This window comes from Paracoccus sp. SM22M-07 (assembly GCF_001887735.1).
Classification (GTDB): domain Bacteria; phylum Pseudomonadota; class Alphaproteobacteria; order Rhodobacterales; family Rhodobacteraceae; genus Paracoccus.
Genome location: NZ_JPKW01000006.1, coordinates 164,997 through 185,464 on the forward strand (window position 1 = coordinate 164,997; position 20,468 = coordinate 185,464).

Genomic DNA, 20,468 nt, shown 5'->3' on the forward strand with positions numbered 1-20,468 from the left:
CTGTCCTTCAAGCTTGGTCCGGTCCTATATGGTCCGACGGGCGGCGGGGTTCAATGTTGACACGGGCGGTTTGCTGACTAGCGTGCGCCGCAATCGAAAGCCGAGGCCCCATGATCCCCTTCCCCGATATCGCCCCCGAGATCTTCACGATCAACCTTGGCAGCCTGTCCCTGTCGCTGCGCTGGTACGCGCTGGCCTATCTGGCGGGGCTGATCATCGGCTGGCAGCTGATCGCGCTGATGATGCGCAGGCCCGCCATCTGGGGTGACCGTCCGCCGATGCAGGCCGACAAGGTCGACGACCTTCTGACCTGGGTGATCCTGGGCGTGATCCTGGGGGGGCGGCTTGGTTTCGTGCTGTTCTACGAACCGGCCTATTACCTGGCCAACCCCGCCCAGATCCTTCAGGTCTGGCAGGGCGGGATGAGCTTTCACGGCGGTTTCGCGGGCGTCATCCTGGCCACCGCGATCTATTGCCGCAGGAACGGCATCCCCGCCTTGCGGCTGGCCGACGCGATGGCCGTCGTGGCTCCCGTGGGGCTGTTTTTCGGCCGCGTCGCGAATTTCATCAATGCCGAATTGTGGGGCCGCCCGACCGACCTGCCATGGGGCGTCGCCTTCCCCGGAGAGGCCGCGCAGAACTGCCCGGGCGTCACAGGCATCTGTGCCCGCCACCCCAGCCAGCTTTACGAAGCCGGGCTGGAGGGGCTGGTCCTGGGCGTGATCCTGCTGGTGACGCTGCGCGCGGGTGCGCTGCGCCGACCGGGGCTGCAATTCGGAATTTTCCTTGCAGGCTACGCCCTTGCCCGCATCTTCGTCGAATTTTTCCGGGTCGCGGATGCCCAGTTCATCACGCCTGAAAACCCGCTTGGGCATGTCATCGGCGGTCCGGTCGTCGGGCTCAGCATGGGTCAGGTGCTGTCCCTGCCGATGCTGCTGATCGGGCTGGTGCTGATCGTGATGGCGGTCAGGCGTCCGGCGGTGGCCGGAACCGCATGACGCCGCTGGCCCAGATCATCGCGGCCCGCATCCGTGCCACGGGGCCGATCACGCTGGCGGATTACATGCAGATCTGCCTGCTGGACAGCCGCCACGGATATTACGCAACGCGCGACCCCTTCGGGCAGGCTGGCGATTTTATCACGGCGCCTGAAATCCATCAGATGTTCGGTGAATTTTGCGGCTTGGCGCTGGCTCAGGCCTGGATGGACCAGGGCCGCCCGTCGCCGATCACCTTGGCGGAACCCGGTCCGGGACGCGGAACGCTGATGGCGGATATGTGGCGGGCAATCGCCGTTGCGCCCGGAATGCGGGACGCGGCACAGATCTGCCTGATCGAAGCCTCGCCCTTTCTTCGCAGGGTGCAGTCCGAACGATTGGGCGCCCCCCACCATATCCACAGTCTCAAGGATCTACCCAATAAACCCCTGTTCCTGATTGCGAATGAGTTCGCCGATGCCCTGCCGATCCGGCAGTATCAGATGACCGCCGAGGGCTGGCGCGAACGGATGGTCGGCCTGTCTGACGATGGGGGTTTGCGGATGGGGCTGGGACCCGTCGTCCCGTTCCCGCGCGACGGCAAGCCCGGCGACGTGGTCGAGGATTGCGCCGAGGCGGTTGCGTCCGTCGATGTGATCGCGACTAGGATCGCGGATCATGGCGGTGCGGCGATCATCGTCGATTATGGTGGATGGAACGGATATGGCGATACATTTCAGGCGCTTAGAAACCATACCCCCGAAGATCCGCTGGCCAATCCCGGATTGGCCGACCTGACGGCCCATGTTGACTTCGCCCCCTTGGCGGCTGCGGCACTGCGCGCGGGGGCGATGGTCTCGCGTCCGGTGCACCAAGGCGACTGGCTGTTGTCGCTTGGTGCCGCGGAACGGGCCCGCAAACTGGCCCAGACAGGCGATGCGGGGGCGATGGCTGCGCTTGCGCGCTTGACCGACCCGGCGGAAATGGGTCACCTGTTCAAGGCGATCGCCATTTGGCCGAAAGGGGCCACCCCCGTTCCCGGCTTCGAGGCGCTGGAGATACATGCAGACAACACTTGAAATACTGACCCACCCATTGCTGTCCGATGTCAGGCACGGCTTCTTCACGCGCAAGGGTGGGGCCTCGTCGGGATTGTTCGCAGGGTTGAACTGCGGCCGGCGGTCCACCGATCAGCGTGATATGGTCGAGTTGAACCGCGCCCGCGTGGCGACCGCGATGGGAGTTGCCGCGTCCAGCCTGGCGACGGTCAAGCAGGTGCATTCCGCGGATGTGGTGACGTTGGATCTGGATGACGACATTGTCGCGACCCGAGAGATTTGCGCCGACGGCATCGTGACGGCCCGACAGGATGTGGCGCTGGCCGTTTTGACCGCCGATTGTCAGCCGATCCTGCTTGCCGATGCGGATATGGGGGTCATCGGTGCCTGTCATGCGGGATGGCGCGGTGCCATCGGCGGTGTAATCGAGGCGACCGTGGCCGCCATGCACGATCTGGGCGCGCAAAGCATCAAGGCCGTCATCGGCCCCAGCATCAGCCAGCGCGCCTATGAGGTCGGTGACGACTTCATGGACAACTTCCTGGCGGAAGATCAGGATTACGAACGCTTTTTTGCGCAGGGCGCGAAGGGGAAGCCGATGTTCGACCTGCCTGCCTTTGGCCTGATGCGCCTGCGCGAGGCCGGGGTCGAGGCAGAATGGTCACGCCATTGCACCTATTCCGACCCCGTCAAATTCTTCAGCTATCGTCGTGCCACGCATGAGGGCCAGGTCGATTATGGCCGCCTGATCAGCGCCATTGCCCGCTGATCAACGGGCTGTGCTGGCCAATGCGCTGACGGCAACCGGGATCGGATCATCGCCCGGTGCCAGCTCGATGATCGTGTTGACGATCTGGGGGGTGGCGACGGCCTGGGCAATGAAATCGGCCACATCGGCGCGCTGGATGGTGCCATAGGGGACGGCCAGCCCCGCAGACACCTTGCCGGTCGCGCCGTCGTCACCAAGCGTGCCGGGACGGATGATGACGAATTCCAGTCCGCTCTGGACCAGATGAACATCCGCCATCTTCTTGACGCGCATGTAATTTTCGAAACCATCGCCCAAGTCCGCGTTGCGGCCTGCCTCGGGGAAAACCGAAATCAGGTAGACGCGCTTGACGCCGGCCTCCTTGGCGGCGGCGACCGTCTTCTCCAAGCCTTCGCCGTCGACGGCGTTGGTCAGGTCCTCTCCGGCACCACCGGCGCCTGCGGCAAAGATCACGGTCTGCACATCCGTCAGCATTGAGGCCATGTCCTGTGGGCTCAGTTGCGTCAGGTCGCCCTTGACCGGCGTCGCCCCCAGATCGGCCAGCTGGTCATGCTGTTCGTCGTGACGATAGAGAGAACTGACGCGATTGCCGCCCGCGATCAGCTGCGGGGTCATCAAGCGGGCGATCTGGCCCGCGCCGCCGACGATGAAGATATGTGCCATGATGCGCTCCTGTTGCCTGTGGGGCAGGGAACGTCGCCGGTGGCTGCAGGGTTTCGTGGCTCAGCCGGCTTCGCGGATGCGCTCTTCGACGATCTCGAAGGGAACCGAGGGTTCGTCCTTGGCGCCGCGGATCACCAGCGACGTCTTGACCGAGGCCACGTTCGGCGCCGCCGTCAAGGCATTCGTCAGAAAGCGTTGGAAGGTCGACAGGTCCGGCGAGACGCATTTCAGGATGAAATCGATCTCTCCGTTCAGCATGTGGCATTCGCGGACCAGCGGCCAATCCTGGACCAGCGCCTCGAAGGCCGACAGGTCGCGTTCGGATTGCGAATTGAGGCGGACCATGGCAAAGACCTGGACCTCGAATCCCAGCTCTCGGGCGTCGATGTCGGCATGATAGCCGCGGATATAGCCAAGCTCCTCCAACGTGCGGACGCGGCGCAGGCAGGGCGGGGCCGATATGCCGACACGGCGGGCCAATTCGACATTGGTCATCCGGCCATCGGCCTGCAATTCGGCAAGGATCTTACGGTCGATGTCGTCAAGTTTGGCGCCGGCCATGGTGGTCTTTCTTTTACAGGGTCTTGGCGTTACCGGAAACTACAATGCGGCCCGGAAATGCGCAACAATCTTTCTGGGATTGCGGGGGGTTCCGGGATGCGTTGCAGTTGGGCGTCGAAGGGACTACCTCATGCACAAACCAAGATTGGGGCGCAAGATGACCGAACGCACGCATGTGAAACTTTTGATCGTCGGATCGGGTCCGGCCGGCTATACCGCTGCTGTCTATGCGTCGCGGGCCATGCTGGAACCGATGCTGATCCAGGGGATGCAGCCCGGCGGGCAGCTGACCATCACCACCGAAGTCGAGAACTGGCCCGGCGAGACCGAGATCCAGGGCCCCGAACTGATGGTCAAGATGGAGGCACATGCCCGCGCGATGGGCACCGAGATCGTGACCGACATGGTCACCGCGCTGGACCTTCAGCAGCGTCCCTTCACCGCCACCTGCGACAGCGGCCGCGTCGTGACGGCCGATGCGGTGATCCTGGCGACGGGTGCGCAGGCGCGCTGGCTGGGCCTGCCGTCCGAGGAGAAGTTCAAGGGCTTTGGCGTCAGCGCCTGCGCGACCTGCGATGGCTTCTTCTATCGCAACCGCGAGGTCGTGGTGATCGGCGGCGGCAACACCGCCGTCGAGGAGGCGCTGTTCCTGACGAAATTCGCAAGCAAGGTCACGCTGGTCCATCGCCGCGACAGCCTGCGCGCGGAAAAGATCCTGCAGCACCGCCTGATGAACCATCCCAAGGTCGAGGTGATCTGGAATCACCAGCTGGAGGAAGTGACCGGCGTCGATACGCCGATGGGCGTCACCGGGGCGGTTCTGAAATCCACCGTCGATGACAGCACGCGCCAGATCGCGGCCGACGGGGTCTTTGTCGCCATCGGTCATGCGCCCGCGAACGAACTGGTCAAGGATCAGCTGGAACTGCACAATGGCGGTTACGTGAAGGTCGAGGCGGGCAGCACCCGGACCTCGATCCCCGGCGTCTTTGCGGCGGGCGATCTGACCGACCACACCTATCGCCAGGCCATCACCAGTGCGGGCATGGGCTGCATGGCGGCGCTGGACGCGGAACATTTCCTGGCCGCACAGGACGGCGTGGTCACCGCGCCCGAACAACTGGTCGTGGGCATCGCCTGACCGCAACCGGCGGCGTTTCGACATGGACGGGGCAGGGGCGGTGATCCGCCTCTGCCCCGTTCCATTTGAACCATGCCACCCGCTGTTGCAAAGAACCGCCCAGCATCCTCAAAAAGCGTTTTCCCAGACTTGAATATCGCTTTCAGGGCTTGTATGCCGCTTGCAAGTCACGCGACCCCAAGGGCCTGCGTGGTCATTTGTCTCATGTAATCACCAGGTTTCGCACATGACCAATCCCAACCAGACCCCGATCCCCGAGCTTTACGTCTCGGAAGCCGCCGCCGCCGCGCTGAAGGACGAAGCAGGCAACATGCCCAGCTGGGATCTGACCCCGCGCCAGATCTGTGATCTGGAACTGTTGATGAACGGTGGCTTCAACCCGCTGAAGGGCTTTCTGACCCAGGCCGATTATGACGGCGTCGTCAACGACATGCGCCTGACTTCGGGCGCGCTGTGGCCGATGCCGATCAACTTGGACGTGTCCGAGAAATTCGCCGAAGGGCTGGAGCCGGGCACGGACATCGCGCTGCGCGACCAGGAAGGCGTGATCCTGGCGATCATGTCGGTGACCGACAAATGGGTGCCGAACAAGTCGCTGGAAGCCGAAAAGGTCTTTGGTGCCGACGATCTGGCCCACCCGGCCGTGAACTATCTGCACAACACCGCCGGCCCCGTCTATCTGGGCGGTCCGGTCAAGGGTCTGCAGACGCCGACGCATTACGATTTCCGCGCGCGCCGCAACACGCCGAACGAATTGCGCACCTTTTTCAAGAAGCTGGGCTGGAACCGCGTCGTGGCCTTCCAGACGCGCAACCCGCTGCACCGCGCCCACCAGGAGCTGACCTTCCGCGCCGCCCGCGAAGCCCAGGCCAACCTGCTGATCCATCCGGTCGTCGGCATGACGAAGCCCGGCGATGTGGACCACTTCACCCGCGTTCGCTGCTATGAGGCGGTGCTGGACAAGTATCCGGCCGCCACGACCAACCTGTCGCTGCTGAACCTGGCCATGCGCATGGCCGGCCCGCGCGAAGCCGTCTGGCACGGCCTGATCCGCGCCAACCACGGCGTGACGCATTTCATCGTCGGTCGCGACCATGCCGGCCCCGGCAAGAACAGCCAGGGCGAGGATTTCTATGGTCCCTATGACGCGCAGGACCTGTTCCGTCAGTACCAGTCCGAGATCGGCGTCGAGATGGTGGACTTCAAGCACATGGTCTATGTGCAGGAACGCGCCCAGTACGAACCGGCAGACGAGATCGAAGAGGGCGTCACCGTCCTGAACATCAGCGGCACCGAACTGCGCCGCCGCCTGCGCGAAGGTCTGGACATCCCGGAATGGTTCAGCTTCCCCGAGGTCGTCCAGCAGCTGCGCCGCACCTCGCCGCCGCGGGCCCAGCAGGGCTTCACGGTCTTCTTCACGGGCCTGTCGGGTTCGGGCAAGTCGACCGTCGCCAACGCGCTGATGGTCAAGCTGATGGAGATGGGCGGCCGCCCCGTGTCGCTGCTGGATGGCGACGTGGTCCGCAAGCACCTGTCGTCGGAACTGGGCTTCAGCAAGGAGCACCGCGACATCAACATCAAGCGCATCGGCTATGTCGCGTCCGAGATCACCAAGAACGGCGGCATCGCGATCTGTGCGCCCATCGCGCCCTATACCGCGACCCGTCGCGCCGTGCGCGAGATGGTCGAGGCCGGCGGTGCCTTTGTCGAGATCCACATCTCGACCCCGCTGGAGGAATGCGAGCGTCGTGACCGCAAGGGTCTCTACAAGCTGGCCCGTGAAGGCAAGATCAAGGAGTTCACCGGTATCTCGGACCCCTACGAAGTACCGCAGAACCCCGAACTGACCGTGGACACGACCGACATCGACGTCGATGCCGCCGCCCACCAGGTCTTGCTGAAGCTGGAAGCCATGGGTCTGATCGGCCTCAGCTGATCGAACCCACGATGATACGACGGCCCCGGTGCGACACCGGGGCCGTTTCGCGTTCGGAACCAATCCCGCCGGGGTCGGTTCGACAGCAGGCCGTCGCAAGAGGATCCCATGACAAGCAGCCAAGACACGAAATCCGGGGTCAATCCCTGGTTCACCGCCGCGTTGTTGCTGATGGGCAATTTCATGAACCTGATCGATGTCAGCATCGTGAACGTGGCGCTGCCGTCGATCCAGAAGGACCTGTCGGCCAGCCCGACGCAGATCGAATGGGTCTCGGCGGCCTATGTTCTGGCCTTTGCGGTGGGCCTGCTGCCTTGCGGGCGCTTTGGCGACAAGCTGGGGCGCAAGCGGCTGTTCATGCTGGGCGTGTCGCTGTTCACGCTGGCATCCGTGTTGTGCGGCCTGGCGCCCAGCATCGGCGTGCTGATCGGGTCGCGGGCATTGCAGGGGATCGGTGGGGCGATGATGGTGCCGCAGGTCATGGCCATCATGCATGTCATCTTTGCCCCGGAACAAAAGGCCAAGGCCTTCGCGCTGGCGGGCGTCATCGTCAGCCTTGGCGCAGTCACTGGCCCGTTGTTGGGCGGGTTTCTGATCACGGCGGATATCAACGATCTGAGCTGGCGCCCGATCTTCCTGGTGAACCTGCCCGTCGGGGTGCTGGTGGTGCTGGCCGGGATGAAGCTGATCCCGCGCATGTCGTCGTCGCGCACGCTGGCAATCGACTGGTGGGGGGTGGGGCTGTTCGCGCTGACCATCACCCTGATCGTCCTGCCGGTGGTCGAAGGCCCCTTGCTGGGATGGCCGCTGTGGTGCCTGGCGCTGCTGGCCCTGTCCCTGCCGATGGCCGTGCTGTTCGTGCGCCGACAGATCGCCCTTGCCGCGGCTGACCGCGAACAGCTGCTGCCCGTGCAGTTGATGCGTGACGGCGGGTTCATGTCTGGCGTGACGATCGTGTTGATGCATTTTTCGGCCATCCCGGGAATGTTCCTGATCCTGGCCATCTATCTGCAGACGGGTTTCGGCTTCACCCCCATGCAATCGGGCATCGCGACGGCGCCTTTCCCCTTGGGCATCATGCTGGGCAGCTGGATCACCGGCCGTTTCGGCACGCGCCACCTGACCGGACGCATCGCCCTTGGCGCGGGCCTGCTGGTCATCGGCATGCTGTATCTGCGTCACGTGACCGGCAACCCACCGGCCGAGATGCGCCTGACGACATTGGCGCCGCCGCTGGCGCTCAACGGCTTCGGGATGGGTTTGGCGATATCTCCTCTGTTCCAGATGGTCTTGCGCAGCGTCCCCGACAGGATCGCGGGCGCGGCGACGGGGGGCATGCAGGCATTCCAGCAGGTGGGCGCGGCCATCGGCATCGCCATCGCCTCCAGCCTGTTCTTCGTCCAGCTGCAAAGCGGCCAGGACAATTACGCCGCAGCCATGCATTTCGCCCTGACCTACCAGGTGGCGGTCTTTACCGCGATCCTGCTGGTGCTGGGGGTGCGGACGCTTGTGTTGCGCCGCCGCCAGCCCGCCATGGCGGCCTGACATGTGGCGTTCATCCCTGGAGGTTCATCATCTGGACAGCGGTCGGACCGAGGTCATCTGGCAGGATGACATCCTGTTCGAGGCTCCGAACTGGCATCCCGACGGCTGGTTTCTGGTCAATGCCGAAGGCGGTCTGTTCCGGGCCTACCACACGGGCCTGACGCCCATTCGGCTTGGGTTCGGGGAACGCTGCAACAACGATCACGGCTTTCTGCCCGATGGCAGGGTCATCCTGTCAGCCCATGATGGCACGGGGGCAGGGATGCATATCTTTGACGGGCGGGCAACGACGCCGATCGGGTTGCCGCGACCCAGTTGGTGGCACGGGGTCCATGGCAGCCTGCTGACCTATCCCTGCGTCAGGAATGGCGATCGCGTCGTCAGGATCGCCACCTATGACATGGACAGCCAGGTCGAAACCATCCTGACACCGAGCACGGCCCATCATGACGGGCCTGATTTCTCGGCCTGCGGACAGCATATCTGGTTCAATTCGGATGCGACGGGACATGCGCAGATCTGGCGGATGCGGCGGGATGGCAGCGATGCCGCGCCCGTTTTTCGCGATCAGAACGTGAACTGGTTCCCCCATCCGTCGCCCTGCGGAAAGCATGTGGTGTTCTTGGTCTATCCACCCGGAACCGAAGGGCATCCGCGCGACGTGGCGGTGCAGGTTCACGCGATGTCGCCCGATGGGTCGAACCGGCGCAAGCTGTTCGACCTGTTTGGCGGGCAGGGCACGATGAACGTGCCCTGCTGGTCGCCCGATGGCCGGGCGTTCGCCTATGTCAGGTTCAGTGAACGCTGACCGGCTGCAATTCGTTCTGGCGGGCGATGGTGAAGGCCAAGTTGCGGTCGCGGACCAAGGCAAGGCGCTCGCCCTCGACGTCATGGACGGCATACATGTCGCTGACGCCTTCCAGTTTGTCCTGAACGTCCTGTGGCAACGTGCTGGTGGCGACCTTGCGGATATAGACGGTCTGTGCGTGCTGGCTGTCGCCGAAATCAAATTTGGTATCCATGGTGATCCCCTTACTTGCGGCTGATCGGAATGGTCTGAACGACCTGTTCGGGCTGGACCCTGCGCAGATCGATATGAAGAAGCCCGTTTTCCATCGCGGCCGAGATCACCTCGACCCCGTCGGCCAGCACGAAACTGCGCTGGAAGGCGCGTGCGGCAATGCCGCGATGCAGGAAGACGCGGTCTCCCTCGGCTTCGGGCATGCGACCCCGGATCACCAACTGGCGATCTTCGGTCGTGACGCCCAGATCCTCTTCGCGGAACCCTGCAACGGCCAGGGTGATCCTGAAACCGTCGGGTGCCATGTGTTCGATGTTATAGGGGGGATACCCCTCGCCGCCCTTTGCGGCCCGTTCGGCCAGCCGTTCCAGCTGGTCGAAACCCAACAGATAGGGGTGCGACCCCAACGAAATCTTCGTCATCTCAGCCCTTTGCCTTCAAGCGACTGTCCGTCACCCCCGTCCCGCTGATCGGCGACCGGGGTCATGGCTTCAATATGTGAACGCATGACCGATCTTGCAAGAACTTCACGATCTGCATGCCCATGACTGTGCAAAACAGACCCGGCGTGACGCATGATTTTGTTAACATGAATCGCTTTTGCGGCTATAACGGGGAAAAACAACGGCACCTTCGATCACATGAATATCCAGCACTCCATGAACCATGACGACATCTGCCGCGCACGCCTGGAAGCGTTGCGCTGCGAGCATCGCCACCTGGACGAGGCCATCGCCGCCCTGCACGGGCAACAGTTGCCGCCTTCGCTTGCGCTGCAGCGGCTCAAGAAGCAGAAACTGTCGCTGAAGGACCGCATCGCCCGTCTGGAAGACGAACTGACGCCGGACATCATCGCCTGATTGCGACCCGCCCCGTGGCACGCTATGCGATAGCCAGCAGAAATTTGGGGGCAAGCGATGGAAACACCGGTGGGAATCATCATGGGCAGCCAGTCGGACTGGCCCACCATGCGCGAGGCTGCGGCCATTCTGGACCAGCTGCAGATCCCCTATGAGGCACGCATCGTCAGTGCCCACCGGACACCCGACCGGCTGTGGGAATATGGCAAGACCGCCGTCGATCGCGGCCTGAAGGTCATCATCGCGGGGGCAGGCGGCGCGGCCCACCTGCCGGGCATGATGGCATCGAAGACTCGTGTGCCAGTGATCGGGGTTCCGGTCCAGACAAAGGCGCTGTCGGGGGTCGACAGCCTTTATTCCATCCTGCAGATGCCCAAGGGTTATCCCGTTGCCACCATGGCCATCGGTGCTGCCGGGGCCGCCAATGCCGGGCTGATGGCGGCGGGTATCCTGGCCCTCGGTGACGCCGAACTGGCGCAACGCCTGGACGACTGGCGCGCAGCGCTGTCGGCATCCATCCCGCAGGAGCCGCGCGATGAGTGATGTTCGCACCATCGGTATCCTGGGTGGTGGCCAGCTGGGCCGGATGCTGTCCGTGGCCGCCAGCCGCCTTGGCATTCGTTGTCATATCTTCGAACCGGGCGCTTCACCTGCGGGCGACGTGGCCTGGCGGGTGACCCAAGCCCCCTATGAGGATGAAACCGCCCTTCGCGCCTTTGCGGATTCGGTGGACGTCATCACCTATGAATTCGAGAATGTCCCGACTTCGGCATTGGATTTGCTGGAGAAAATCCGCCCTCTTCACCCTAATCGCAGGGCGCTATCCGTGTCCCAGGACCGGATGACCGAAAAGACCTTCCTGAACGAAATCGGTCTGTCCACCGCGCCCTTTGCCGAGGTCCCCGATCAGGCTTCCCTGGCGGAGGCCATCGACCGGATCGGCCGCCCGTCGATCCTGAAGACCCGGCGGATGGGCTATGACGGCAAGGGTCAGGTCAGGATCGGCGACGGCCCGGCGGAATGGACCGGCGCGCCCTCGGTCCTGGAAAGTTTCGTCGATTTTACCGCCGAGATCAGCGTCATCATCGCGCGCGGGACGGACGGGCAGGTCGCGGCCTTCGATCCCGGCCTGAACGTCCACCGGGACGGCATCCTGCGCACCACCACCGTGCCCTGCGGGTTGCCGGCGCGCGTCACGACCGACGCTGTGCTGAACGCCGCGCGCATCGCCAACGCACTGGACTATGTCGGTGTGATGGGGGTCGAGTTTTTCGTGACGCCGGACGGCCTGATCGTGAATGAATTCGCGCCGCGGGTTCATAATTCGGGCCACTGGACGCAGGCGGGATGCGTGGTCGATCAGTTCGAACAGCATATCCGCGCCGTGGCCGGCCTGCCTTTGGGCGACGGCAAGCGATACGCGGATGTGGTCATGGAAAACCTGATCGGCGATGACATGGACCGTGTGCCGGACCTGCTGGCGACGCCGGGTGTGCAGGTGCATCTCTATGGCAAGGGCGATCCACGGCCAGGTCGCAAGATGGGCCACGTCAACCGGGTAGGGGGATGAGGCCCGCGCGCCCACGTCTGGCAGTTCGCGCCGCGATCCTTCATCGGGACAAGTTGCTGGTGGTGAACGCCTATCCCGGGAAGAAATCCGACCTGTGGTGCCTGCCCGGCGGCGGGGTCGAACCTGCACAGTCCTTGCCCCAGAACCTGCAGCGCGAGGTGACCGAGGAAACCGGGCTGACCATTGCCGTGGGCCCGCCGATCCTGATCAACGAATTCCACGACCCCGGCGGCCGCTTCCATCAGGTCGAACTGCATTTCAGGGCAACGCTGGACGGCCCCGATACGATCACCCTGGCGGACCCCGAGGGCGTGGTGAACCGCTTCAGATGGGTGACGCGCGATCAACTGGCGCGGTTGCGGCACAAGCCGGACGGGCTTACGAACGCGGTCTGGGGCGATCAGTTCGCCCATTACGATCCGCTGGAAGCGATCATCATGTGAAAAGGGCGCGCCGATCGGCGCGCCCTTTCATCATTCCGCTGCCTGGACGTCCGTTTCGGATCCCGGCTTCATCTGGAAGCCGCGTTCCATCTGGTCGAAGGGGGCGACGGGGTAATCCCCCGAGAAACAGGCATCGCAATATTGCGGGCATTTGGCATCGCGACCCTGCGCTTCGCCGACCGCCCGATAAAGACCGTCCAGCGACACGAAGGCCAGGCTGTCCACGCCGATCCACTGGCGCATTTCGTCTGGGGTCATGTTCGCCGCCAACAGCTTGTCGCGATCGGGGGTATCGACGCCATAGAAACAGGGCCAGGCGGTGGGTGGCGATGCGATGCGGAAATGCACCTCGGCCGCGCCGGCATCCAGGATCATGTCCTTGATCTTGCGGCTGGTGGTGCCGCGCACGACGCTGTCATCGACCAGCACCACGCGCTTGCCCGCGATCAGGGCGCGGTTCACGTTCAGCTTCAGACGAACGCCCATGTTGCGGATCTGCTCGGAGGGTTCGATGAAGGTCCGGCCCATATACTGGTTGCGGATGATCCCCATGCCATAGGGGATGCCCGATTCCTGCGCGTAACCGATGGCGGCGGGGGTGCCGCTGTCGGGAACCGGGCAGACCAGATCCGCCTCGACCGGGGCTTCGCGGGCCAGTTCGACACCGATCTGGCGGCGGGTCTCATAGACCGAGCGGCCGCCGATGATGGAATCGGGGCGCGAGAAATAGACATGTTCAAAGATGCAGAACCGGCCCTTGGACGGCCCGAAGGGACGCGAGCTTTCGATCTTGCCCTTCGAGATGACGACCATCTCGCCCGGCTCGATCTCGCGGATGAACTCGGCGCCGATGATGTCCAGCGCGCAGGTTTCCGACGACAGGATATATCCGTCATCGCCCACGCGACCCAGGACCAGCGGGCGGACGCCAAGCGGATCGCGCACGCCCATCAGCTTGGTGCGGGTCATGGCGATGACGCTGAAGGCCCCTTCGATGCGGCGCAGCGCGTCCTTCATCCGTTCGGGAATGTTGCGCTGGATCGAACGCGCCATCAGGTGGATGATGCATTCGCTGTCGCTGCTGGACTGGAAGATCGAGCCTCGCTCGATCAGTTCGCGGCGCAGGGCCGCGGCATTGGTGATGTTGCCGTTATGGGCGATGGCCGAACCGCCCATGTGAAACTCGCCGAAGAAGGGCTGCACGTCGCGGATGGCGGTCGCGGCCTTGGTGCCGGCGGTTGAGTAGCGCACATGGCCGATGGCCAGCGAACCGGGCAGGGTGGCCATCAGTTCGGGCTTGGTGAAGTTGTCGCGGACATAGCCGAAGCGATGGGCGCTGTTGAAACCGTGTTCGGGGTCATGGGCGACGATGCCGCCGGCTTCCTGACCTCGATGCTGCAGGGCGTGCAATCCAAGAGCCACGAAATTGGAGGCATCGGCCACGCCGATCACACCGAAGACTCCGCATTCTTCATGCAGTCGGTCCGAATCGAACGGATGGGCCAGGAAGGGTTTCATGGGCACGTCCTGAGGTCTGGGGGCATATGGGGGGGTATGTAGTCGCAGCGTCGCACAAAGTCACGCCCCCGCAAACCTGCGGGGGCGCTTTTTCGTCATCAGGCTGTCGCAAACGGGGCGCGATGCCTCAGTTGGTTGCAGCCGGGCTGACGGTCTCTCCGCTGGAGGTGCAGGCCATGACCATCTGTTCGTAACGGTTGACGATCCAGCCCGGCGCATCGGCGGGGATCTGTTCGTCCATCTGGGTTCGCATGCGTTCGAAGACCTGCGCCGAGCGGGAATTTTCAACCATCGGAACGGTCTGGCTGGTCATCACGCGGTCGTAGACGATGAAGGCGATGGCCACCAACAGGACGCCGCGCGCCACGCCGAAGAGGAAGCCGATCCCCTGGTCGATGCCGCCCACGGCCGAACGCTGCACGACCGATGAAAACAATGGCGTGATGATCGAGAAGACCACCAGCGCCAGCGCGAAGACGACCGCAAAGGCCGCGATCGTGGCCAGTTCGCAACTATCGCCCATGAAACGGTCAAGAACGGGGATCTGGGCGATCATCGGGCGGACGGTGGGCGCGAACAGGAAGGCCAGCACGGCGGCGGCGATCCATCCCAGGATGGCCAGCGATTCGCGGACGAAGCCGCGCGACCACGCCAGAATTGCCGAGAGGATGATGACACCTGCCACCACCGCATCGATGATCGTAAATCCGTCCATAGACCTGCCTCATGCGCCGGTTGTTCATGTATTACAGGTGCTTCAGCCGGCGCCGAAAATGTCACCCACAAATCCCGTCAGGTCGGTGACGCGCCGCAGCGCCGTCCCGCCCTTCTTGTCGTCGCCGGCCTCGACCTTCTGGCCCTCCGGCAAAATCGCTTGTGAAAAACCAAGTTTCCGCGCTTCTTTCAACCTGTTTTCGGCTTGGGCCACGGGACGCAGCGCGCCCGACAGGCTGATTTCGCCAAAAAGCACGGCCTCGGGGGGCAGGGGATTGTCCTCGCGCGCGGAAAGCAGCGCACCGGCGATGGCCAGGTCGGCGGCGGGTTCGACGACCTTCATGCCGCCCGCCACGTTCAGGAAGACGTCGAGGCCCGCGAAGGGAATGCCGCAGCGCGCCTCGAGGACGGCCAGGATGGTGCTGACGCGGCCGCTGTCCAACCCCACCACCGTGCGGCGCGGGCTGGCCAGGGTGGATGGGGCGACCAGGGCCTGGATCTCGGTCAGGACGGGGCGGGTGCCTTCGATGCCCGCAAAGACCGCGCTGCCGGCGATGGGCTGGCCGCGTTCGGACAGGAACAGCGCCGAGGGGTTCGTGACCTCGGCCAGGCCCGCGCCGGTCATCTCGAAGACGCCGATTTCGCCCGACGGGCCAAAGCGGTTCTTGACGCTGCGCAGGATGCGGAACTGGTGGCCGCGCTCGCCCTCGAAGTAGATGACGGTATCGACCATGTGTTCGACGACGCGTGGTCCGGCGATCTGGCCTTCCTTGGTGACGTGGCCGACCAGGATCACGGCCACGCCGCGCCGCTTGGCGAAGGTCACCAGCTCATGGGCGGCGGCGCGGACCTGCGCCACGCTGCCGGGTGCGGCCTCGACCGTGTCGGACCACAGCGTCTGGATGGAATCGATCACCACGACGTCGGGGCGTTCCGCGTCCAGTGTCGTCAGGATGTCGCGCAGGTTGGTTTCGGCGCCAAGACGCATCGGGGCCTCGGCCAGTCCCAAACGAACGGCGCGCATGCGGACCTGCGCACTGGCTTCCTCGCCGCTGAAATAGATGGCGTTGAGGCCGCGCATCGAAAAGGCGGCCGCCGCCTGCAGCAGCAGCGTCGATTTGCCGATGCCCGGATCGCCGCCGACCAGCAATGCCGATCCGGGGACAAGGCCGCCGCCCAGCACGCGGTCCAGTTCGTCCATCCCCGAAAGGCTGCGCGGGGGTGGCGGTTCGGTGGTCGACAGCCCCGACAAGGGAACCGCACGCCCCTTGTGGGCGCCCAGGCCGCGACCGGGGCCTTGGGACAGGGGGGCCTCTTCGATGATGGTGTTCCATGCGCCGCAGGCATCGCAGCGTCCGGCCCATTTCTTGTGGGCGGCGCCGCAGGCGGTGCAGGTGAATGCAGACGAGTTCTTTGCCATGCGCCGATATGTGACACCTGGGATCAGCCGTCGCAAGCTGGGTATTTGCGGGATGACAGAACACTCACGCCATTGTCGGGTTGATCTTTGACGGCCGCGGGGTCAGGGTCTGCGCGGATTTCCAGCAGGCCCAGATCATGTCCAGCCCCAGACCGTTTTCCCGTTTCGAATTCATGATCGCGTGGCGCTACCTGCGCGCGCGCCGGGCCGAGGGCGGGGTCAGCGTCATGACCTGGATCAGCCTGATCGGCATCGCCCTGGGGGTGATGGCGCTGATCGCCACGCTGGCCGTGCGCGCCGGGTTCCGGGCCGAATTCGTGGACACGATCCTGGGCGCGAATGCCCACACGACCGTCTATATGGCGCCCACGCAGATCACCAACGAATATACCGACGACGTCTATGTGGTGCCGGGCAAGGTCGAGAATTACCAGGATGCCGCCGCGCGGCTGGCGCAGGTTCCCGGCGTCACGCGGACCGCGGCCATCGTCAAGGGGCAGGTCATGGCATCGGCCAATGACAGCGCCAACGTGGCCGAGGTGTTTGGCGTCTCGGTCGATGATCTGGCGGCCACGCCCCGGATCGTCGATCCGGCGACGTCGCAGGGCGATCTGGCGAATTTTGACCAGGGCATCGCCATCGGTCAGGGCATCGCGCGGGAACTGAACGTGGGGCTGGGCGACCGGATCCGGCTGATCGCGCCGGAGGGGGCGCGAACCGCCTTTGGCACCACGCCACGGGTCAGTGCCTATGAGGTCACCTTCATCTTCAGCGCCGGGCGCTATGACATCGACCGGACGCGCATCTACATGCCCATCGCCGAGGCGCAGAGTTATTTCAACCGCGAGGGCGTCGCCGACGAGATCGAGGTTTTTGTCGACGACCCCGAGCGGGTGGACGAATGGGCGCTGCCGCTGATGCGGGCCATGGGCGAGGGCGCGCAGGTCTGGAGCTGGCGTGACGCGTCGGGGTCCTTCCTGTCGGCGCTGGACATGGAGGATGACGTCATGTTCGTCATCCTGTCGGTGCTGGTCCTGATCGCCTCGATGAACATCACCAGCGGGCTGATCATGCTGGTCAAGAACAAGGGCCGCGATATCGGCATCCTGCGCACGATGGGCCTGACCGAGGGGTCGGTGCTGCGCATCTTCTTCCTGTGCGGGGCCTTCACCGGCATCATCGGCACCATGGCCGGGGTGATCCTGGGGGTGGTTCTGGCGCTGAACGTCGACAACATCATGGCGGCGCTGAACGCCCTGACGAATGGCGGCGCCTGGCAGCCCGAGGTGCGCGGCATCTATCGCCTGCCGGCCGATCTGCGGGCCTGGGACATCCTGCGGGCCGTGGGCCTGTCGCTGACCCTGTCCTTCATCGTCACCATCTTCCCGGCGCGTCGTGCGGCGCGCATGAACCCGGTCGAGGCGCTGCGCTATGAATGACGTGTTGAAGCTGGAAGCCGTCGGCAAGACCTATGACAAGACCGGGCCTGCGCCCGTGGCGGTTCTGGACCGGCTGGACCTGTCCGTCGCGCGCGGCGAGGTCGTGGCGCTGGTGGCCCCGTCGGGGGCGGGGAAATCGACGCTGCTGCATATCGCGGGGCTGCTGGACACGCCCGATACGGGGCGTGTGCTGTTGAACGGGCGGGACATGACCGGGTTGCCCGATCGGGACCGGACCGAGGCGCGGCGGCAGGAACTGGGCTTCATCTATCAGTTCCACCACCTGCTGCCCGAATTCAGCGCCGCCGAAAACATCATCCTGCCACAGCTGGCTAATGGCGTGACCGCACGCGATGCGGCGGCGCGGGCGGACATGCTGCTGGGCCATGTTGGTCTGAACCATCGCGCGACCCATCGCCCGGCGCAGATGTCGGGTGGGGAACAACAGCGCGTGGCCTTTTGCCGGGCCCTGGCCAACGGGCCGTCGCTGTTGTTGGCGGACGAACCGACGGGCAACCTGGATCCCGAAACCTCGGACAGGGTGTTCGACGTGCTGATGTCGCTGGTGCGCGAAACCGGTCTGTCGGCGCTGATCGCCACGCATAACCACGCGCTGGCCGCGCGGATGGATCGGGTGGTCCGGCTGGCGCGCAGCTGATCGCCATTGCATGGGCACGCCCGGCGTTGCATCCTTGGCCCAAGGAAACATAACGACGCGGGGGCAGGATGCGGACGGCTTGGTTGGCTTTGGCTGGGGGCTTGGGCGCAGCCCTGGTGGTGGCGGCATGCACGCCACAGGCGCGGGTTGCGGGGGCCGCCGCGGATTACGCCGAAAACTGCGTGGCCTGCCACGGTCCCGAGGGACGCGGCAACGGACCTGCGGCGGTCGGAATGATGCCGCCTCCGCCTGATCTGACACTGCTGTCGCGGCAGAATGAGGGCGTCTTTCCCAAGGCCCGCGTCATGGGGCAGCTGATCGGAAACACCATGGGCCGCAGCGAGGCCCATATGCCCATCTTCGAGGAATTGCGTGACGGGCCGGTCGTGATGTTCGATGACGGCTCTGGCAATCCGGTCGCGACACCGGCGCGGGTGGTCGCGCTGGCAGATTATCTGCAAAGCCTGCAGCGCTGAATGATGCGTCCTGCCGTCATCGCCGCCGCGGCATTCCTGGCCGCGCCGGCCGCCGCCGATCCTTTCGAAGATTTCGGAACCACGATGAAATACGGGCTGCCGCTGGCGGCGGCGGTCTGCGCCGCCGATCAGGGCCGCTTCGAGGATTTCGCCATTCGCGGTGCCGCGCAGGCCGTCATCGTGCTGGGACTGAAGGCGGTTTTCGACGGCAGCGACCTGGGCACGCGCCCATCGGGGCTAGGGCGCGGGTTTCCATCAGGCCATTCGGCAGCGGCGGGGTTCGGCGCAGCCGACCTGGCCGGCAAGTGTTTCGATGATCCGGGGCTGGGCGCCGTGGCCTATGGCGCGGCGGGGCTGACGGCGGCAAGCCGGGTGCATGCGGGCGAACACACGCCCGCGCAGGTGCTGGCCGGGTCGCTGATCGGGATCAGCTTTGGCGCGGCCAGCTTTGGTTTCGGCGGCGAGGGGGCCTCGTTCGATTTCGGCCTTCGGTTCTAGACGATGACGACACGCGGGTTCGCGGTGGCTTCGCCGACCTTGCCGATGACGGTGGCATCGTCGAACCCGTGCTTTGCAAAGCACGCCCTGACCTGATCCAGCGCTTCGGGGGTGCAGGCGACCAGCAGGCCCCCGCTGGTCTGCGGATCGGTCAGCAGGGCACGCGCCCCGTCGTCAAACCCCGCGGGCAGCGCCACGCCCTCGCCATAGCTGGCCCAGTTGCGGCCGGATGCGCCGGTCACATGCCCGGCCTCGATCATCGCCTGGATGCCGGCCAGCTTGGGAACAGCGCGCCAGTCGATATTCAGATCGCGCCCCGATCCGCGCGCCATTTCCAGCGCATGACCGCCAAGGCCGAAACCCGTCACGTCGGTCATCGCATGAACGCCCGCGATCGCGGCCAGGTCGGGACCGGGACGGTTCAGTTGCGTGGTCACCTGGATCATCCGGGCATAACCCGCATCGTCCAGCTGGCCCTTCTTCAGCGCCGCGGACATCACGCCGACGCCAAGGGGCTTGCCCATGACCAGCAGATCGCCGGTTTGCGCGTCGGCATTCCGCTTGAGTTTCGCGGGGTCGATCAGACCAAGCGCCACCAGCCCATAGATGGGTTCGACCGAATCGATGGTATGGCCCCCGGCGATGGGAATGCCAGCCTGGCGGCAGATATCGGCACCGCCATCCAAGACCCGCGCGATGGTTTCGTGAGAGATGGTGTTGATCGGCATGCCGACCACTGCCAGCGCCAAAATCGGCGTCGCGCCCATCGCATAGACGTCGCTGATGGCGTTCGTCGCGGCGATCTGGCCGAAATGGAAGGGATCATCCACCACCGGCATGAAGAAATCGGTCGTGGCGACCAGCGCCTGATGGTCGTTCAGCTGATAGACCGCCGCGTCGTCCGAGGTCTCGATCCCGACCAGCAGTTCGGGCGGGACGGGCAGGGCGGCACTGCCCCGCAACAGGCCCGACAGGACGCCGGGCGCGATCTTGCAACCGCAGCCGCCGCCATGGGCAAGGGATGTCAGGCGCGGCTCGGGCATGTCAGTCTGGGTCATGTGCATCGTTCCTGTGGCGGTCGTTTCGGTCGCAACATAGACCGGCAGGGGGCGGATGTTCCAGCGTCACCGCTATCTGCTTGCAGGCGAAGGGCACGAAGATTAGAACAGGCGAAATTTTCCGGCCGCCTTATCGGTGGCCC

At 64.7% G+C, this 20,468-nt stretch carries 23 protein-coding genes; 15 read left to right on the forward strand and 8 right to left on the reverse strand.

Annotated features, from left to right (window positions below):
* The first annotated feature begins 110 nt into the window (after nucleotides 1–110).
* From lgt to pgeF, 3 genes are read left to right on the forward strand one after another with little or no spacing between them, the layout of a single operon-like run.
* Nucleotides 111–998, forward strand: coding sequence for a prolipoprotein diacylglyceryl transferase (gene lgt, locus IE00_RS11330; protein ID WP_072297217.1), 888 nt, complete (start codon nucleotides 111–113; stop codon nucleotides 996–998).
* Nucleotides 995–2,056 carry a class I SAM-dependent methyltransferase gene (locus tag IE00_RS11335; protein ID WP_072297218.1) on the forward strand — a complete coding sequence of 354 codons (1,062 nt, stop codon included), beginning with the start codon at nucleotides 995–997 and terminating at the stop codon, nucleotides 2,054–2,056. Before lgt ends, IE00_RS11335 begins: the two co-directional genes overlap by 4 nt.
* A complete protein-coding gene (gene pgeF / locus IE00_RS11340) occupies nucleotides 2,040–2,804 on the forward strand; it encodes a peptidoglycan editing factor PgeF (protein WP_072297219.1) in 765 nt (254 codons plus the stop codon). Before IE00_RS11335 ends, pgeF begins: the two co-directional genes overlap by 17 nt.
* On the opposite strand, the gene IE00_RS11345 is transcribed toward pgeF, so the two are convergent.
* Nucleotides 2,805–3,467 carry an NAD(P)H-binding protein gene (locus tag IE00_RS11345; protein ID WP_072297220.1) on the reverse strand — a complete coding sequence of 221 codons (663 nt, stop codon included), beginning with the start codon at nucleotides 3,465–3,467 and terminating at the stop codon, nucleotides 2,805–2,807.
* 60 nt (nucleotides 3,468–3,527) lie between these two features.
* Nucleotides 3,528–4,028, reverse strand: coding sequence for an Lrp/AsnC family transcriptional regulator (locus IE00_RS11350; protein ID WP_072297221.1), 501 nt, complete (start codon nucleotides 4,026–4,028; stop codon nucleotides 3,528–3,530).
* A gap of 157 nt (nucleotides 4,029–4,185) precedes the next feature.
* Here IE00_RS11350 and trxB point away from each other — a divergent pair, with 157 nt between their 5' ends.
* From trxB to IE00_RS11370, 4 genes are all read left to right on the forward strand, one after another.
* Nucleotides 4,186–5,169, forward strand: coding sequence for a thioredoxin-disulfide reductase (gene trxB / locus IE00_RS11355; protein WP_083554316.1), 984 nt, complete (start codon nucleotides 4,186–4,188; stop codon nucleotides 5,167–5,169).
* A gap of 226 nt (nucleotides 5,170–5,395) precedes the next feature.
* Nucleotides 5,396–7,105: a bifunctional sulfate adenylyltransferase/adenylylsulfate kinase gene (locus tag IE00_RS11360; RefSeq protein ID WP_072297223.1), complete on the forward strand. Its 1,710-nt coding sequence runs from the start codon at nucleotides 5,396–5,398 to the stop codon at nucleotides 7,103–7,105.
* Nucleotides 7,106–7,213: 108 nt separating this feature from the next.
* Nucleotides 7,214–8,650 (forward strand): MFS transporter, encoded by a 1,437-nt coding sequence (locus IE00_RS11365; RefSeq protein ID WP_072297224.1) that lies wholly within the window; start codon nucleotides 7,214–7,216, stop codon nucleotides 8,648–8,650.
* A gap of 1 nt (nucleotide 8,651) precedes the next feature.
* Nucleotides 8,652–9,458: a PD40 domain-containing protein gene (locus tag IE00_RS11370; RefSeq protein WP_072297225.1), complete on the forward strand. Its 807-nt coding sequence runs from the start codon at nucleotides 8,652–8,654 to the stop codon at nucleotides 9,456–9,458.
* Here the strand turns inward: IE00_RS11370 and IE00_RS11375 are convergent.
* Nucleotides 9,445–9,672 carry a DUF1150 family protein gene (locus IE00_RS11375; protein WP_072297226.1) on the reverse strand — a complete coding sequence of 76 codons (228 nt, stop codon included), beginning with the start codon at nucleotides 9,670–9,672 and terminating at the stop codon, nucleotides 9,445–9,447. The genes IE00_RS11370 and IE00_RS11375 overlap by 14 nt on opposite strands.
* A gap of 10 nt (nucleotides 9,673–9,682) precedes the next feature.
* Nucleotides 9,683–10,093: an Hsp20 family protein gene (locus tag IE00_RS11380; protein WP_072297227.1), complete on the reverse strand. Its 411-nt coding sequence runs from the start codon at nucleotides 10,091–10,093 to the stop codon at nucleotides 9,683–9,685.
* A gap of 219 nt (nucleotides 10,094–10,312) precedes the next feature.
* Between IE00_RS11380 and IE00_RS11385 the strand changes: the two genes are divergently transcribed.
* From IE00_RS11385 to IE00_RS11400, 4 genes are read left to right on the forward strand one after another with little or no spacing between them, the layout of a single operon-like run.
* The gene (locus IE00_RS11385) at nucleotides 10,313–10,531 is read left to right on the forward strand and encodes a YdcH family protein (protein WP_072297228.1); all 219 of its coding nucleotides are present in this window, start codon (nucleotides 10,313–10,315) and stop codon (nucleotides 10,529–10,531) included.
* A 57-nt stretch (nucleotides 10,532–10,588) separates the two neighbouring features.
* Nucleotides 10,589–11,074 (forward strand): 5-(carboxyamino)imidazole ribonucleotide mutase, encoded by a 486-nt coding sequence (purE, locus tag IE00_RS11390; protein ID WP_072297229.1) that lies wholly within the window; start codon nucleotides 10,589–10,591, stop codon nucleotides 11,072–11,074.
* Entirely contained in the window at nucleotides 11,067–12,101 is a 1,035-nt protein-coding gene (locus IE00_RS11395; protein WP_072297230.1) for a 5-(carboxyamino)imidazole ribonucleotide synthase, read from the forward strand. The genes purE and IE00_RS11395 overlap by 8 nt, the downstream gene beginning before the upstream one ends.
* Nucleotides 12,098–12,544 (forward strand): NUDIX domain-containing protein, encoded by a 447-nt coding sequence (locus IE00_RS11400; RefSeq protein ID WP_072297231.1) that lies wholly within the window; start codon nucleotides 12,098–12,100, stop codon nucleotides 12,542–12,544. Before IE00_RS11395 ends, IE00_RS11400 begins: the two co-directional genes overlap by 4 nt.
* A gap of 30 nt (nucleotides 12,545–12,574) precedes the next feature.
* Here IE00_RS11400 and purF read toward each other — a convergent pair whose 3' ends face one another.
* The 3 genes from purF to radA form a co-directional block, all read right to left on the reverse strand.
* On the reverse strand, nucleotides 12,575–14,062 hold the full coding sequence (gene purF, locus IE00_RS11405) for an amidophosphoribosyltransferase (protein WP_072297232.1): 1,488 nt from the start codon (nucleotides 14,060–14,062) through the stop codon (nucleotides 12,575–12,577).
* 127 nt (nucleotides 14,063–14,189) lie between these two features.
* On the reverse strand, nucleotides 14,190–14,777 hold the full coding sequence (locus tag IE00_RS11410; RefSeq protein ID WP_072297233.1) for a CvpA family protein: 588 nt from the start codon (nucleotides 14,775–14,777) through the stop codon (nucleotides 14,190–14,192).
* Nucleotides 14,778–14,819: 42 nt separating this feature from the next.
* Nucleotides 14,820–16,196 (reverse strand): DNA repair protein RadA, encoded by a 1,377-nt coding sequence (gene radA, locus IE00_RS11415; RefSeq protein ID WP_072297234.1) that lies wholly within the window; start codon nucleotides 16,194–16,196, stop codon nucleotides 14,820–14,822.
* Nucleotides 16,197–16,333: 137 nt separating this feature from the next.
* Between radA and IE00_RS11420 the strand changes: the two genes are divergently transcribed.
* The 4 genes from IE00_RS11420 to IE00_RS11435 all read left to right on the forward strand — a co-directional run bounded on the left by IE00_RS11420 (nucleotide 16,334) and on the right by IE00_RS11435 (nucleotide 19,267).
* Nucleotides 16,334–17,635 (forward strand): lipoprotein-releasing ABC transporter permease subunit, encoded by a 1,302-nt coding sequence (locus IE00_RS11420; RefSeq protein WP_072297262.1) that lies wholly within the window; start codon nucleotides 16,334–16,336, stop codon nucleotides 17,633–17,635.
* The gene (locus tag IE00_RS11425; RefSeq protein ID WP_072297235.1) at nucleotides 17,628–18,293 is read left to right on the forward strand and encodes an ABC transporter ATP-binding protein; all 666 of its coding nucleotides are present in this window, start codon (nucleotides 17,628–17,630) and stop codon (nucleotides 18,291–18,293) included. Before IE00_RS11420 ends, IE00_RS11425 begins: the two co-directional genes overlap by 8 nt.
* 101 nt (nucleotides 18,294–18,394) lie before the next feature.
* The gene (locus IE00_RS11430) at nucleotides 18,395–18,769 is read left to right on the forward strand and encodes a c-type cytochrome (RefSeq protein WP_170864134.1); all 375 of its coding nucleotides are present in this window, start codon (nucleotides 18,395–18,397) and stop codon (nucleotides 18,767–18,769) included.
* A gap of 3 nt (nucleotides 18,770–18,772) precedes the next feature.
* On the forward strand, nucleotides 18,773–19,267 hold the full coding sequence (locus IE00_RS11435) for a phosphatase PAP2 family protein (RefSeq protein ID WP_083554326.1): 495 nt from the start codon (nucleotides 18,773–18,775) through the stop codon (nucleotides 19,265–19,267).
* Here the strand turns inward: IE00_RS11435 and selD are convergent.
* The gene (gene selD / locus IE00_RS11440; protein ID WP_205949670.1) at nucleotides 19,264–20,325 is read right to left on the reverse strand and encodes a selenide, water dikinase SelD; all 1,062 of its coding nucleotides are present in this window, start codon (nucleotides 20,323–20,325) and stop codon (nucleotides 19,264–19,266) included. The genes IE00_RS11435 and selD overlap by 4 nt on opposite strands.
* Nucleotides 20,326–20,468: the final 143 nt, after the last annotated feature.

Bases quoted from the DNA above. Each gene is read 5' to 3' on its own strand.
- lgt (WP_072297217.1), top strand. From the start codon at position 111: ATGATCCCCTTCCCCGATATCGCCCCCGAGATCTTCACGATCAACCTT.
- IE00_RS11335 (WP_072297218.1), top strand. From the start codon at position 995: ATGACGCCGCTGGCCCAGATCATCGCGGCCCGCATCCGTGCCACGGGG.
- pgeF (WP_072297219.1), top strand. From the start codon at position 2,040: ATGCAGACAACACTTGAAATACTGACCCACCCATTGCTGTCCGATGTC.
- IE00_RS11345 (WP_072297220.1), bottom strand. From the start codon at position 3,467: ATGGCACATATCTTCATCGTCGGCGGCGCGGGCCAGATCGCCCGCTTG.
- IE00_RS11350 (WP_072297221.1), bottom strand. From the start codon at position 4,028: ATGGCCGGCGCCAAACTTGACGACATCGACCGTAAGATCCTTGCCGAA.
- trxB (WP_083554316.1), top strand. From the start codon at position 4,186: ATGACCGAACGCACGCATGTGAAACTTTTGATCGTCGGATCGGGTCCG.
- IE00_RS11360 (WP_072297223.1), top strand. From the start codon at position 5,396: ATGACCAATCCCAACCAGACCCCGATCCCCGAGCTTTACGTCTCGGAA.
- IE00_RS11365 (WP_072297224.1), top strand. From the start codon at position 7,214: ATGACAAGCAGCCAAGACACGAAATCCGGGGTCAATCCCTGGTTCACC.
- IE00_RS11370 (WP_072297225.1), top strand. From the start codon at position 8,652: ATGTGGCGTTCATCCCTGGAGGTTCATCATCTGGACAGCGGTCGGACC.
- IE00_RS11375 (WP_072297226.1), bottom strand. From the start codon at position 9,672: ATGGATACCAAATTTGATTTCGGCGACAGCCAGCACGCACAGACCGTC.
- IE00_RS11380 (WP_072297227.1), bottom strand. From the start codon at position 10,093: ATGACGAAGATTTCGTTGGGGTCGCACCCCTATCTGTTGGGTTTCGAC.
- IE00_RS11385 (WP_072297228.1), top strand. From the start codon at position 10,313: ATGAATATCCAGCACTCCATGAACCATGACGACATCTGCCGCGCACGC.
- purE (WP_072297229.1), top strand. From the start codon at position 10,589: ATGGAAACACCGGTGGGAATCATCATGGGCAGCCAGTCGGACTGGCCC.
- IE00_RS11395 (WP_072297230.1), top strand. From the start codon at position 11,067: ATGAGTGATGTTCGCACCATCGGTATCCTGGGTGGTGGCCAGCTGGGC.
- IE00_RS11400 (WP_072297231.1), top strand. From the start codon at position 12,098: ATGAGGCCCGCGCGCCCACGTCTGGCAGTTCGCGCCGCGATCCTTCAT.
- purF (WP_072297232.1), bottom strand. From the start codon at position 14,062: ATGAAACCCTTCCTGGCCCATCCGTTCGATTCGGACCGACTGCATGAA.
- IE00_RS11410 (WP_072297233.1), bottom strand. From the start codon at position 14,777: ATGGACGGATTTACGATCATCGATGCGGTGGTGGCAGGTGTCATCATC.
- radA (WP_072297234.1), bottom strand. From the start codon at position 16,196: ATGGCAAAGAACTCGTCTGCATTCACCTGCACCGCCTGCGGCGCCGCC.
- IE00_RS11420 (WP_072297262.1), top strand. From the start codon at position 16,334: ATGTCCAGCCCCAGACCGTTTTCCCGTTTCGAATTCATGATCGCGTGG.
- IE00_RS11425 (WP_072297235.1), top strand. From the start codon at position 17,628: ATGAATGACGTGTTGAAGCTGGAAGCCGTCGGCAAGACCTATGACAAG.
- IE00_RS11435 (WP_083554326.1), top strand. From the start codon at position 18,773: ATGCGTCCTGCCGTCATCGCCGCCGCGGCATTCCTGGCCGCGCCGGCC.
- selD (WP_205949670.1), bottom strand. From the start codon at position 20,325: ATGACCCAGACTGACATGCCCGAGCCGCGCCTGACATCCCTTGCCCAT.